The 13,089-nt window shown below is 64.2% G+C and carries 11 protein-coding genes; 7 read left to right on the top strand and 4 right to left on the bottom strand.

Annotated features, from left to right (window positions below; translation table 11 throughout):
* Positions 1-45 precede the first annotated feature (45 nt).
* Positions 46-1,083: an aldo/keto reductase gene (locus V6M48_RS05410; protein ID WP_332811504.1), complete on the bottom strand. Its 1,038-nt coding sequence runs from the start codon at positions 1,081-1,083 to the stop codon at positions 46-48.
* 304 nt (positions 1,084-1,387) lie between these two features.
* Between V6M48_RS05410 and V6M48_RS05405 the strand changes: the two genes are divergently transcribed.
* The 4 genes from V6M48_RS05405 (at position 1,388) to V6M48_RS05390 (ending at position 5,654) form a co-directional block, all read left to right on the top strand.
* Positions 1,388-1,771, top strand: coding sequence for a hypothetical protein (locus tag V6M48_RS05405; protein WP_332811503.1), 384 nt, complete (start codon positions 1,388-1,390; stop codon positions 1,769-1,771).
* Positions 1,772-2,086: 315 nt separating this feature from the next.
* Complete coding sequence (locus tag V6M48_RS05400) at positions 2,087-2,896, top strand: class I SAM-dependent methyltransferase (RefSeq protein ID WP_332811502.1); 810 nt, start codon at positions 2,087-2,089, stop codon at positions 2,894-2,896.
* A gap of 169 nt (positions 2,897-3,065) precedes the next feature.
* Entirely contained in the window at positions 3,066-4,745 is a 1,680-nt protein-coding gene (locus V6M48_RS05395; protein WP_332811501.1) for an AMP-binding protein, read from the top strand.
* 72 nt (positions 4,746-4,817) lie between these two features.
* A complete protein-coding gene (locus V6M48_RS05390) occupies positions 4,818-5,654 on the top strand; it encodes an alpha/beta fold hydrolase (RefSeq protein ID WP_332811500.1) in 837 nt (278 codons plus the stop codon).
* A gap of 155 nt (positions 5,655-5,809) precedes the next feature.
* Here V6M48_RS05390 and V6M48_RS05385 read toward each other — a convergent pair whose 3' ends face one another.
* A complete protein-coding gene (locus tag V6M48_RS05385; protein WP_332811499.1) occupies positions 5,810-7,042 on the bottom strand; it encodes an esterase-like activity of phytase family protein in 1,233 nt (410 codons plus the stop codon).
* A 38-nt stretch (positions 7,043-7,080) separates the two neighbouring features.
* Here V6M48_RS05385 and V6M48_RS12870 point away from each other — a divergent pair, with 38 nt between their 5' ends.
* Positions 7,081-7,287: a sulfotransferase gene (locus tag V6M48_RS12870; protein ID WP_443019051.1), complete on the top strand. Its 207-nt coding sequence runs from the start codon at positions 7,081-7,083 to the stop codon at positions 7,285-7,287.
* Positions 7,239-8,270 (top strand): cysteine synthase A, encoded by a 1,032-nt coding sequence (locus V6M48_RS05380; RefSeq protein ID WP_332811498.1) that lies wholly within the window; start codon positions 7,239-7,241, stop codon positions 8,268-8,270. Before V6M48_RS12870 ends, V6M48_RS05380 begins: the two co-directional genes overlap by 49 nt.
* Before the next feature lie 54 nt (positions 8,271-8,324).
* On the opposite strand, the gene V6M48_RS05375 is transcribed toward V6M48_RS05380, so the two are convergent.
* Positions 8,325-9,197, bottom strand: coding sequence for an RMD1 family protein (locus tag V6M48_RS05375; RefSeq protein ID WP_332811497.1), 873 nt, complete (start codon positions 9,195-9,197; stop codon positions 8,325-8,327).
* A 605-nt stretch (positions 9,198-9,802) separates the two neighbouring features.
* On the opposite strand from V6M48_RS05375, the gene katG reads away from it, so the two are divergent.
* Positions 9,803-12,046 (top strand): catalase/peroxidase HPI, encoded by a 2,244-nt coding sequence (katG, locus tag V6M48_RS05370; RefSeq protein ID WP_332811496.1) that lies wholly within the window; start codon positions 9,803-9,805, stop codon positions 12,044-12,046.
* 210 nt (positions 12,047-12,256) lie between these two features.
* Here the strand turns inward: katG and V6M48_RS05365 are convergent, their stop codons facing one another.
* Entirely contained in the window at positions 12,257-12,739 is a 483-nt protein-coding gene (locus V6M48_RS05365) for a DUF3833 family protein (RefSeq protein WP_332811495.1), read from the bottom strand.
* Between the last annotated feature and the right edge of the window lie 350 nt (positions 12,740-13,089).

Below are 13,089 nucleotides of genomic sequence, written 5' to 3'. Positions count from 1 at the left end.
GCGCCGCTCGCGCAGGTTCCGCGCGGCCAGACTTGATGGCAGGCTTCAGCTCGAACCCGCGACCCCGCGATCGTTGAGCTCGGGATTGGTCCGCTGGTGCCAATAGGGATAAGGCGGCGGCACGTCGCTCGCGGCGTCCAGCGCCGCGACCTGGGCCGGTGTCAGCGCCCAGCCGACCGCGCCGATATTCTCGAGCAATTGCTCCTCGGTGCGCGCGCCGATCACGAGACTGGCGACGGTCGGCCGCTGCAGCAGCCAGTTCAGCGCCACCTGCGGGATGGTCTTGCCGGTCTCGGCGGCGACCGCATCGAGCGCGTCGACGATCGTGAACAGCCGTTGCTCGTCGAACGCCGGTCCGGTCCCCGGCAGATCATGCTCGCGGCTGCCGGGCTGGGGCGGGCGATCGCGGCGGATGCGGCCGGTCAACCGTGCCCAGCCGAGCGGGCTCCAGACCACGGCGCCGACGCCCTGGTCGAGGCCCAGCGGCATCAGCTCCCATTCGTAATCGCGGTTGAGCAGCGAATAATAAGCCTGGTGCGCGACGTGCCGCGGATAGCCGTAGCGATCCGACGTCGCGAGCGACTTCATCAAATGCCAGCCGGAGAAGTTCGACGCGCCGATGTAGCGGATCTTGCCCTCGCGGACGAGCTGATCGAGCGTCGCCAATGTCTCCTCGACCGGCGTGTTGTAATCCTGGCCGTGGAGCTGGAGCAGGTCGATATGATCGCAGCCGAGCCGGCCGAGCGAGCGCTCGACCGCCTCGATCAGATGCTGGCGCGACGAGCCATAGTCGTTCGGCCCGTCGCCGGTCGGGAAGGTCACCTTGGTCGAGACCAGCAGCCGATCGCGCTTGCCCTTAATCGCGTGGCCGAGGATCTCCTCGGCGAGGCCGCCCGAATAGATGTCGGCGCTGTCGAACATCGACAGGCCATGATCGAGGCAGACGTCGATCAGCCGCGACGCGCCCTCGGCGTCGGTCGCGCCCCATTTGGCGAAGAAGTCGCCGCGCCCGCCGAACGTGCCGGTGCCGAGGCTGAGAACGGGGACGCGAAGCCCTGAAGCTCCGAGACGGCGATATTCCATGAGGGTCCTTTCCGGTCGGCATGAAGGCGGGACGTGAGCGCCGTTTCATTGGCCGGGCCGGGGCCGATGGCAAGTCCGCAAAGCAGCCGGATCGTTGCGGCTCGAACAGAGGCCGGATTGCGCCCAAACCCGCGCGCGACTCAGCAGACGCGGCTCGCTGTGCCGAAAACGGGCGACGCAGACCGATTCGACACCGGAATTTCCCTATGGTCGCTAAATCGGTCTTGATTCGCAGGGCCGATGTCACCAGATAGCGCCGAAGCCGCATCCCCTTCCTGGACGGCAACCAACCGAGATTTGTTAAATGGCTATCCTGACCTGTCCGCCTGATTTCGCGGACCACGCTCCCGTCAAGACCAACCGCCAGCTCGCCGAGAAATATGGCGTCGGCGAGAAGACGATCACGCGCTGGCGCAAGGAGACCGGCTGCACCGCGACGATTCGCCCGTTCGCGAGCGCCGCGCTGCCCAAGCAGCACGTCCCGGCGATCAGCCCCGGCCTCGCCAGCGAGGCGGCGCAGTTCCTGCGCAAGACCCATCGCCCGGTCTATCACCGGATCATCGAGGGCAAGGAATTCCGCGGCCAATACGTTGTCGGCACGCAGGTGATGAGCGAGGACGAAGTCGTCGCGCTCGCCGAGGAAAAGGGCTTCCAGGCCTACAACCGGCTGTTCGACCTGGCGAGCTGAGGCAAACCTAGCCCTCCTGCAAGCGGGACGGCTGCAAAAATCATTCATTCCTCCCCTGCATTTGCAGGGGAGGGGGACCACCCGCAGGGTGGTGGAGGGGCATTTCGTGAAGGGCCCCTCCACCGCTGCGCGGTCCCCCTCCCCCGGAAAACCGGGGGAGGAACATGGGGTCGTGCGGTTCGACAAGCTCACCGCGAACGGAGTTTTGCAACGGTCCCGCACGAGGGAGGGGGGCTTCCCGCTCTCAAACACCTCTCACCACTCTCCTGATTTGACCTCGGCCCGGCAAGCCACCACTCTTGCCCGATGGACGAGGTGGATCAGCTGCTTGAGCGCGTCAGGCGCGAGACGTACGGCAAGCTGTCGCTGAACGTCTATCGGCGGATTTACGAGACTGCCGCGCGGCATGACGGCACCTTCGTGGAAATCGGCACCTCCCAGGGTGCTGCGACGATCGCAATGGCGCTCGGCGCGCAGGCGGCGGGACAGAATTTCCATATCTTCACCTGCGACCCGTTCATCACCGGCTCGCACCCGCGCGGGGATTCGATCGAGGCAAAGATCCACATCCTCCAATGCGGCTTCGAGAGGTTCGGGGTCGCGGACAGCATCACGATCGTCGCCGGCACGGTGGCCGAACTGCTGGCCGTGGCCGATCCGCGAGCGATCGGCCTGCTGATGCTCGATGCCGACGGCAGGATCGACCGCGACCTTGCGGCGCTCCATGCCCGCCTGGCATCAGATTGCGCGATCATTGTCGATGATGTGGAGGACCGCATCTACGTCCATCCCACTTGGCGCGGCCTCAGAATCCAGCAGAAGCACCGGCTAAGCCACCTCCTGGTGGACGCCTATGTCCGTCACGGACTGCTCGATCGCCGCGAGGCGCTGGGGCAGACCGGCTGGTATGCAATGGGGCCTGCGCGGCTACCCGCCGAAGAGATCGAGCACCTCGCCCTCGCCGCATACCGGCAATTGGTCACGACGACCGTGACCCTGCGCGATGCGACGCTGAAGTGGCGGCTCTACCAATGGTTCGACCAGCATATGCCCTTGCTGCTGCGCGCCTACAAATTCGCCAGGCGCCGGGAGCCGGAGATCCAGACTCAATCGCGGTTTGATTGAACCGGAACTGAATCTGATTGTCTTTTGTTTTCCGTCATTTCCGAGTCGTCAGGAGCTTCCACCTGACTTGAAATCACTCTGTCTGGCCAAATTAGCGACACGGCTTATGATCCGTCGGAACGGACGGCGGATGACCGCACGATCCGACGCAAGGAGTTGGGCGAGGAAAATGGCCGACGTCGTAACCCGGAGCGCCGAAGCGGCTCTCGATCCCAGCCTCAGTCACGTCCGCGGCGCCGACAGCCCGCCGCTGATCGAAACGACGATCGGCGCGGCGTTCGATGCGCGCGCCGCCGCGACGCCCGACTCTATCGCCCTGATCGTGCCTCACCAGCAGGTGCGCTGGACCTGGGCCGAGCTCAAGGCGCGCGTCGACGTCGCCGCCGCGGGACTGCTCGCTTTGGGCCTTAAGCCCGGCGAGAGAATCGGCATCTGGGCGCCCAATTGCGCCGAATGGACGATCACCCAGTTCGCCACCGCCAAGGCCGGCCTGGTGCTGGTGACGATCAACCCGGCCTATCGCATCTCCGAGGTTGAATATGCGCTCAACAAGGTCGGCTGCGCCGCCTTGGTCACCGCACCCGCGCACAAGAGCAGCGACTATCTAGCGATGCTGCGCGAGCTTGGCGCCCCCGCGCTCCCGAGCGTGCGGCTGCCGACCCTGCGCCTGATCGTGACCATTGGAAGCGACACCCACGACGGCTTCCTGCCGTTCGCGGCGTTGGCCGCAGAGGGCCCCGTCGATCCGGGCATCGAGATCGGCGCTGATGATGCGGTCAACATCCAGTTCACCAGCGGCACCACCGGCTTTCCCAAGGGCGCGACGCTCTCGCATCGCAACATCCTCAACAACGGCCAATATGTCGGCGCCGCCATCGGCCTCTCGCCCGCCGACCGAATCTGCATCCCGGTGCCGCTCTATCATTGCTTCGGGATGGTGATGGGCAACCTCGCCTGCCTCGTCCACGGCGCGACGATGGTCTATGCCTCGGAGGGCTTCGATCCGCTGGCGGTGCTGCGGACCATCGAGGCGGAGCGCTGCACCGCGCTCTACGGCGTGCCGACGATGTTCATCGCCATCCTCAACCATGCCGAATTCGAGGCCTTCGACCTCGGGTCGCTACGTACCGGCATCATGGCCGGATCGCCCTGCCCGATCGCGGTGATGCGCGAGGTGATCGATCGGATGCACATGCGGGACGTCACGATCGCCTATGGCATGACCGAGACCAGCCCGGTGAGCTTCCAGAGCGCGATGGACGATCCGCTCGACCTCCGGGTGTCGACCGTCGGACGGATCCAGTCGCATCTCGAGGTCAAGCTGATCGATGCCGACGGCGCGACCGTAAAGCGTGGCGAGACCGGGGAATTGTGCACGCGCGGCTATTCGGTGATGCTCGGCTATTGGGACGATCCGGTCAGGACCGAAGAAGCGCTCGACCGCGACGGCTGGATGCACACCGGCGATCTCGCGACGATCGACGAGGGCGGCTATTGCCGGATCGTCGGCCGGATCAAGGACATGGTGATCCGCGGCGGCGAGAATATCTATCCGCGCGAGGTCGAGGAATTCCTGCTCACCCACGATAACATCGTCGATGCGACGGTGGTCGGTGTGGCGGACGCCAGATTTGGCGAGGAATTGTGCGCCTGGATCATCCCGCGCGCCGGTGCTTCGCTCGACGCCGAAGAGATACGCGCCTGGTGCCGCGCGCACATCGCCCATTTCAAGGTTCCGCGCCACATCCGCTTCGTCGAGGAATTCCCGATGACGGTGACCGGCAAGATCCAGAAGTTCCTGATCCGCGAGCAGGTCGAAGCGGAATTGGCCCCGCCCCACGCCGGATAGGGCTTGCGCGAGCGCCCTGCTCGCGATCAATATGTCGGTTGCGATAAGAAACGAAATAGCCAAGAGGATGCCATGAACGACCAGACCGGCTCGCCAAGCAAGTTCGTCGATGCCCCTGACGGCAGGGTGCATTATCAGTCGTGGGGCGAGGGCCCGGCGATGTTCCTGATCCACGGCGGCGGGCCGGGCGCCTATGGCTACAGCAATTATCGCAAGAACATCGCCCCGCTTTCGAAGCGCAATCGCGTGATCGTGCTCGATCTGCCCGGCTACGGCCAGTCGACCAAGCGCGAGCAGCCCGAGGGCCTCACCACCGCGCTTGCCAATGCGGTGCGCGACATCATGGACCAGGAAGGCATCGAGAAGGCGCGGCTGGTCGGCAATTCACTGGGCGGGATGACCGCGCTCCGCTTCGCGCTCGACACTCCCGACCGCGCCGAGAAACTGGTGCTGATGGGCCCCGGCGGCGGCCAGGCGATGTTCACGCCGATGCCGACCGAGGGCCTTCACCGGATGTTCAACTTCTACGAGGGCGAGGGCCCGACGATCGAGAAATTGTCGGCGGTGATCGACCTTTTGGTCTACGACCGCTCGGCGATCACCCAGGAATTGCTCGAGGAGCGCTTCCGCATCTGCACCTTGCCCGAAACGATGGCCAATCCGCCGCTGCGCGGCCTGCGCGGCCACCCGCGGGACGCGCTGTGGCAGCAGGGCGTCGAGAACATCACCTGCCCGGTGCTGATCATATGGGGCCGCGAGGACCGAGTCGTCCCGCTCGATTCAGGCTTCATCCTGCAAAAGCTGATCCCCAACGCCGACATGCATGTCTATTCGAAATGCGGCCATTGGGCGCAATGGGAGCGCGCGGACGAGTTCAACGCCTTGGTAGATAATTTTCTGAACGGGTGAGGCAGGGGGCATCGCGAAGCTGGCTCTGCTTTAGGCCGGGAGCGGAAATCCGGCTGGTCCGCCTTTGCCGCAAGCAGACCGTCGGCTTTCCGGTGCGCGAGCGGGAGACGGATCCTTAGCAGTGGAGCTGCCAATGGCGCTCGCATGGTAGCGGTTCAGGTCAGGATCGGCTCGTCGAACCGTAGTTTCCAGAAGCTGGTTTCTACCCCTTCGATGCCGAAGTCGTTGTCGTTGACGAGGACAAGCTCGTTTGGTGACATTATTGCCATTCCTTCAAGGTCCGCGCTCAATTCAGGCACATGGTCGCTGCTGAACAGGAGCTCCTTGTCGAGGGCACGCAGTGGATCCCCTTCGGCGCTCATTTCCTCCACCGTCGGCCGGGTCGGTGGCTCGAAATGTTCCACCGGGAGCGGGTCGCGAAGAGTGACCCGATAGATTTTGCTCGTTTCCGAACCCCGCTCCAGAACGAGCATGCTGCCCCCGGACAGACAGACAATCTCGCTGATCTTGAGATCGCTCCGTTTGACCATGCCCCTGGCGCAATCCCTCACGAAGGTGTCGGGAGCGTCGAGCGGATAAAGATATTGCTCGTCCGCCCTGAAGGTCCCGAGATCCAGCCGCCACAGCCGCACGTGCCGAGCATTGCGATGTGCAGTCTCGTCGGGATGGGCAAGCGGGCTCTGAAAAGCGACGAAAAGCCATTTCTGGTCTGGAGAAACGGCAACCGCCTCGAAACCGCGATTCAGCTGACGCCGGCCCGCCAGCGCAGGGAGAGTCGGGTGCACCGGATAATCGCATTTCGTCAGCACGCTTCCCTCCGGAACATAGCGGCGGAGAACACGGCCGCTGCGGTCAAGCCGCACCAGCGAGGGGCCGAATTCGTCGCTGAGGATGAATGTGCCATCCTCCAGAGCGACGATACCTTCGAGGTCCAGACCCGAGGGATCGGGTGCAATCCTGTTGCCGTCGAGGTCGAATGCCGGCTCGCTGCTGGCGTGTTGGCTTCCGCGCATGGGCAGACCCGACACCGGGCGCCCGCTCCCGTCCGTCACCGCGAAGGACTCCAGCAGATGCACTCGCCCTCCTTCAACCTTCAGGCAGGCAATATGCGGGCCAATGTCGAGCCGCGGCATGACCTTGGCACCCGACAAGGTCTCCAGGGGCCGCAAATGCTCCGCGCCGTAGCGGTCAAGCATCGTCGTGATCTTGATGTTGGGCCCGCGATCGCCCGTTGCCCAAATCTGTCCCAATGGATCACTCGCGCGCCGCGACAGACCCGAGCCGAAGCTTCGAGTGAATGTCAGCCGGCCTTTGGGAAGGCGGACGTGGCCGAGCTCTTCGTCCGTCCACTGTATGCGTTCGAGTTTGAACCTGGGAAGCTCCTCCATGGCGGGAAGACGTCTCCTGCCTCAGCGGGTTCCATCAGTTGGGGGCGTACCCGGTTCGATTTACGGAGCCGCCGTTGGACTGGATGCAGATTGGCTTCGTTCGGCTCGCGCTTCCGAATGCGAAGATCATTGATGCTCGGCGACATCCGATGGCGCGCGTGCTGGCCCGAAAATCCGGTTGTGGTATGGGCGAGCGATGGACGTGCGCAATGGAGTCGTGGAGGCTGTTGGCCGAACGCCGCTGATCCGGCTTCGCAGGGCTTCCGACTCCACCGGCTGCGAGATCCTGGGGAAGGCGGAATTTCTCAATCCCGGCCAGTCGGTCAAGGATCGCGCCGCCCTGTTCATCATCCGTGACGCCATCCAGCAGGGTCGGCTTCGTGCCGGCGGCGTCGTTGTCGAGGGCACGGCCGGCAACACCGGCATCGGGCTGGCCGTTATCGCAAACGCGATGGGCCTCAGGACGGTGATCGTCATCCCGAACACCCAGAGCCAGGAGAAGAAGGACACCCTCAGGCTCTTCGGCGCCGATCTCGTCGAAGTTCCTGCCGTCCCCTATGCCAATCCCAACAACTATGTGAAAGTTTCCGGCCGCATTGCCGATGCACTAGGCCAGTCTGAGCCGAACGGCGCTTTTTGGGCCAATCAGTTCGACAATGTCGCGAACCGTCAGGCGCACATCGAGACCACCGGCCCCGAAATCTGGGAGCAGACGGGCGGAGCGGTCGACGGCTTCATCTGCGCCGTTGGGACCGGCGGAACCCTCGCCGGCGTGGCGGCCGCACTTCGGACGCGCAAGCCGGCGGTGCGGATCGGCATCGCCGACCCTCCGGGTGCGGCACTCTACAGCTACTATACGACGGGGGTGCTCAAGGCCGAGGGAAATTCGATCACGGAAGGCATCGGGCAAGGCCGGATCACCGCCAACCTCGAAGGACTTGATGTCGATGCAGCCTACCGGATCCCTGATGACGAGGCGGTGGCCATCGTCTTCGATCTGCTCGAGCATGAAGGCCTGTGCCTCGGCGCTTCCTCGGGGGTCAACGTTGCCGGTGCGATCCGTCTCGCACGCGAATTAGGCCCCGGCCACACAATCGTGACTGTCCTTTGCGACTACGGCACTCGATACCAGTCGCGGCTGTTCAACCCTGAATTCCTTCGCGCGAAGAATCTGCCGGTCCCGCAATGGCTTGAGCGAAGGACGACGGTCTTGCCACCCTTCGAATGACTCCGCATTACGAAGAAAAGCGCACGAAGGCTTGGACGAGCGAAACATGCCGGCTCAATGGAGCTTCTCGACGAGGTTGATCACGATTTCGAACGCGATCAGGGCAATGATCGCGAGCTCGAGGCGGACCGAGCGGCGATCCTGGATGACGTTCAACAGCGCGTCGGCCGCGCCGCCGATCACCTTCAGCTTGTGCTCGATGATATGGGCGCGATCGCCAAGCTCGAACTCGGCCTCCAGCCGCCCATAGAGGCGGTCGAGCTCCGGGTGATCCCACAGCACCTCGGGCTTTTCACTGATCAATGCGCGGCCGACCATGCGGTGCTGCACCGCCAGCACTTCGCCGACCTGACGCATCACCCAACGGATGGGATAGACGACCCGCCCATGCGTCTGGAGCGCAGTGACCAGCGGCTCGATGCGATCGAAGGTCGACGCGATGCGCATCTCATCATGCGCCAATGCCACGCTTCGAGCCAGCACCGTCCCTGCGAGCAGGAGACGTTCGAGCGTCAACTCCTTGAGAACGATATGCCCGTGCCCGTCGACCTGTTCCTCGCGCTCAGGCGATAATTCGATCGCAGCGGTCTCGAATTCGGGGTTCGGAAGCGGATCGACGATATGCTCGCGAATCCGGTCCAGAAAGTCTGCTTCTGCCTGTGGGGTGACTCCGAGCAGGACGATGGCGCCGTGGCGAAATATGAAGGCGAGCCCGTTGCTTTTGAAGTCCAAATGCTGCGGTTCTGCAAAGCCCTTGAGCCCCCGCATGTTGATCCGGTGACCGACGAGCAGCGCCCGGACTTCACCCGGGGCAACCTCTCCGGGTAACTCATAGCTCAGCACCTCCGGCGTCCCTGATAGCGAGGACCACAATGCGAAAGCGGCGGGGAGGCTGTCACGGTCGCGCCGACTGCGCTTGGCGATCAACCGGACTTCTGCTTCTTGGCTGGACGGGACCCGTTGCCGGAAGGGAGGATCGTTCATGCACGCTGATGCGGACCGTGCCCTAAGGGATAGCGCCGGTTCACCAACCGCTGACGCCTGTCACGTGCGCCTCCAGTCATTCGAGATAGTCGGAAGCTTCCGCTCGACTCAATCCCATGCGCTTGGCTCCAAGCGCAACAACTAGCCCAATCCCCCGGGTGGTTTAATCCGCATTACCCCGCATTAGGCCACGGGAATCTACCTAGCCTCGCCCTTTGCTTCTTCTGCTATGCCAGGGCCTGCAAGCCGGCCGAAGCTGATCGATTTTCCCGCTCGAACTGATCAACTTTAATCGCTTCTGTCGCGCTTCGAAACGGCGCAGGGTGGTGAAAATCAAAACATTGCAAGGAGAGCAGAAATGGATGCGGAGACCAGCGACCCTTTGAGTCATCCCGCCAAGGAACCGCGCGCGCTCCGCAATCGCTGCCGAGCCGTGAGCACGACGGCTAATCGGTTTTTTCATCATTTCTGACTGAGATTCTTTGTTGCGATTGGTGCCCTGGCTGAATTAGCCAAAACTCTGAACAAGAAACATGGAGAGATGAGACATGGACGCGAAAACTGGCGATGTTGGTGGTGGCTGCCCGGTGGGGAAGCCGACGACGGTCCGTTCGCTGCTCGGCCGCACCAACAAGGATTGGTGGCCTGAGGCTCTCCCGCTTGACGTGCTCAATCAGGGCGGGCTTTCGCCCGACCCCATGGGTGACGAGTTCGATTACGCCGCCGCGTTCAAAGCACTCGATTATGAGGCGCTGAAAGCCGACCTCACGGCGATGATGACTGACAGCAAGCCCTGGTGGCCCGCGGATTACGGGAATTATGGCGGGCTGATGATCCGCATGGCGTGGCACGCCGCGGGCACCTATCGCACCGCCGACGGCCGCGGGGGCGCGAACAGCGGTCAACAGCGCTTCGAGCCGCTCAACTCCTGGCCCGACAACGGCAATCTCGACAAGGCGAGGCGGCTCTTGTGGCCGATCAAGCGCAAATACGGCGAGAATATCAGCTGGGCCGACCTCTTCATCCTGGCGGGCAACGTCGCGATCGAATCGATGGGCGGCCCCATCTTCGGCTTCGGCGGCGGGCGGCGGGACGTGTTCGAGGCCGAGCGTGACATCTACTGGGGCTCCGAAGAGCAATTTGTCGGCCACCCTGACAACAAGACCCGTATCCTGCCCGAAGAGGAGCTGGAGCTCGAAAACCCCCTGGCGGCGGTCCAGATGGGCCTCATCTACGTGAATCCGGAAGGCCCCGGCGGTGTCCCCGACCCGCTCCAATCCGCGCGCGACATCAAGCTCACGTTCGAGCGGATGGCGATGAACCATGAGGAGACGGTCGCGCTGACCGCCGGCGGCCATACGTTCGGCAAGGCGCACGGCGCGGGCGACCCGAGCCTGGTCGACGCCGCGCCCGCGGCGGCCGACATAGCGCTGCAGGGCCTGGGCTGGGCGAGCGCGCACGAGAGCGGCCTCGGGGAGCACACGATCACCAGCGGCATCGAGGGATCGTGGGTGAACACGCCCACCGAGTGGTCGGAGAATTATTTCCGCCTGCTGCTCGACTACGACTATGAGCTGGTCCGGAGCCCGGCGGGCGCTCAGCAGTGGCAGCCGATCAACCAGCGTGAGGAGGACATGGCGCCGGCCGCGCATGATCCCAACAAGCGCGTGCCGACGATGATGACCACGGCGGACATGGCGCTGAAGGTCGACCCGGAGTTCCGGGTGATTTCGGAGCGGTTTCGCAATGACCATGAGGCTTTCAAGGACGCCTTCGCGCGCGCCTGGTTCAAGCTCACCCACCGCGACATGGGGCCGAAGGTCCGTTACCTCGGGCCGGAAGTGCCGGAGGAGGACCTGATTTGGCAGGACCCGGTTCCGGCCGGCACGAAGCCCTCCGACGCCGACGTCGCAGCCTTCAAGAGGAAGATTCTCGACGCCGGGTTCAGCATCGGCCAGCTCGTGAAGACCGCGTGGGCGTCGGCTTCGACCTATCGCCGTTCCGATCATCGCGGCGGCGCCAACGGTGCGCGCATCCGGCTCGAGCCGCAGCGGAACTGGGCAGTGAATGAGCCTGACGAGCTAAAACAAATCCTCGCCAAGATCGACGAGCTGCGCGGGTCGCTGTCATTAGCCGATGCGATCGTTCTGGCGGGAACCGCTGCCGTCGAAAAGGCGGCGAAGGACGCCGGCTTCGACGTAGAGGTGCCGTTCACCGGCGGGCGCGGCGACGCGACGCAGGCATGGACGGACGCCGAGAGCTTTGCGGTGATGGAGCCCGTGGCGGACGGCTTCCGCAACTACCTCAAGACCAAGCACACCGTGAAGACCGAGGAACTGCTGATCGACCGCGCCTCGCTACTTGGGCTGTCAGTGCCGGAGATGACGGTGCTGCTGGGGGGGCTGCGCGTCCTTGGCGCCAATCACCGGGACGCGCCGGAAGGTGTGTTCACTAACCGCAAGGGCCAGCTCACCAACGACTTCTTCGTCAACCTGCTCGACGACGACACCTTTTGGCAGGTGGTCGACGCGAGCGCAGACGAGGAGTTCATCGGCTATGACCGTGGCGGCAGGCGGGAGAAGTGGCGCGCGACCCGCACCGACCTCATCTTCGGCTCGAACAGCCAGCTGCGGGCGGTCGCCGAGGTTTATGCCGAGAAGGGCCATGAGGAGAAGTTCGTCCGCGATTTCGTCAAGGCTTGGACGAAGGTGATGAACGCCGATCGGTTCGACGTGCCGCAGAAGCCGGACAGCGTGGAGCCTATTGGCATCGCCGAGCCGGCCACGGCCTGATAGTGGAGGCACGCCCACCGAGGCCGCGCGTTGGGCCTCGGTGGCGACCTGAGCCAAGCGGGCCGACGCCGGTCCGGGGTTGGTAATGAGGGCAGGCTGCGATCTTGGCATCGTAGCCTGCTCTTTTCGTTTTATGCCCTAGACCTTGATTAGAGCCTGATTCACCTCTCGGCGGAAGCGCGAAGCGCTTCCACCTCAAACGATCAGGCTCTAGTCGCGCGCCTCGTCGACCTTGCTGATCTGCGATTCCACCGTCGCGACCTTGAGGCCGAAGCGGCGGAAGATCATGCGGTTGCTGGCGGTGCGGCCGCCGGGCTGGAGCGTGATCCATTGCTCGACCGACGGCCCCTCCTTCATCTTGTAGCGCAAGTGGAGGCTGGTGGCGGTGAGCTCGCCGGCCACCATGCCGCGCGCATCGCTGATCGTGCCGGTGATGCGGTTGCCGCCGGTGCGGACCAGCCGCCACGCGCGGCGGCGGGTGGGCTTGCCCTCCTCCTCGACGATCTGGTCGAGGATCAGCGCGCCCTCGCCGTCGATGCGGCCGCGGCCGCGGTCCCGCATCGCGTGGCGCCCGGACAGCAAAATGTCGACATGCCCCGCGCCTTCGGTGGTGCCGATGAAGAAGCTCTCGATCGCCGAGCCGGTGGCGGGCGGGGCGAAGAGCAGCAGCGCGAGCATGATGGTAAGGGACAAGGACTTGCTCCCGCACCATGGGCCCGGCGGCAGCGCTGGACGCGTGGTCGAGGCATGATAGACCAACGGCGCGGGCGAGGATACTCGGGGAAACAATGGAGGCCTCGAACGGTGAAGGCTGCCGCCGACAGGCCGTGAAGCCGGGCAACGGCGAACCTGACCAAGTCGCGTTCCGTGATACGGCATTGCTGCTCGCGAAAAGCCGGTACCCACCTTTTTGCTTTATGCTCTAGAAGCGGCACTTGGTTGACCCCGGCGCGCACCGACATTCGAGCGCGCGCTTTCGTTCGGAGAATCCGCTTGATCGTCCGAACCCTGCTCCTCGCATCCGCCGCGCTGCTCGCCGCCTG

Origin of the sequence: Sphingomonas sp., from assembly GCF_036677245.1 — a bacterium.
Classification (GTDB): domain Bacteria; phylum Pseudomonadota; class Alphaproteobacteria; order Sphingomonadales; family Sphingomonadaceae; genus Allosphingosinicella.
This window is presented reverse-complemented; position numbering and strand designations above follow the sequence as displayed.

What these genes read in the sequence shown, in the direction of transcription:
- V6M48_RS05410 (WP_332811504.1), bottom strand. Translation starts at nt 1,083, where the DNA reads ATGGAATATCGCCGTCTCGGAGCTTCAGGGCTTCGCGTCCCCGTTCTC.
- V6M48_RS05405 (WP_332811503.1), top strand. Translation starts at nt 1,388, where the DNA reads ATGGCTATCCTGACCTGTCCGCCTGATTTCGCGGACCACGCTCCCGTC.
- V6M48_RS05395 (WP_332811501.1), top strand. Translation starts at nt 3,066, where the DNA reads ATGGCCGACGTCGTAACCCGGAGCGCCGAAGCGGCTCTCGATCCCAGC.
- V6M48_RS05390 (WP_332811500.1), top strand. Translation starts at nt 4,818, where the DNA reads ATGAACGACCAGACCGGCTCGCCAAGCAAGTTCGTCGATGCCCCTGAC.
- V6M48_RS05385 (WP_332811499.1), bottom strand. Translation starts at nt 7,042, where the DNA reads ATGGAGGAGCTTCCCAGGTTCAAACTCGAACGCATACAGTGGACGGAC.
- V6M48_RS05380 (WP_332811498.1), top strand. Translation starts at nt 7,239, where the DNA reads ATGGACGTGCGCAATGGAGTCGTGGAGGCTGTTGGCCGAACGCCGCTG.
- katG (WP_332811496.1), top strand. Translation starts at nt 9,803, where the DNA reads ATGGACGCGAAAACTGGCGATGTTGGTGGTGGCTGCCCGGTGGGGAAG.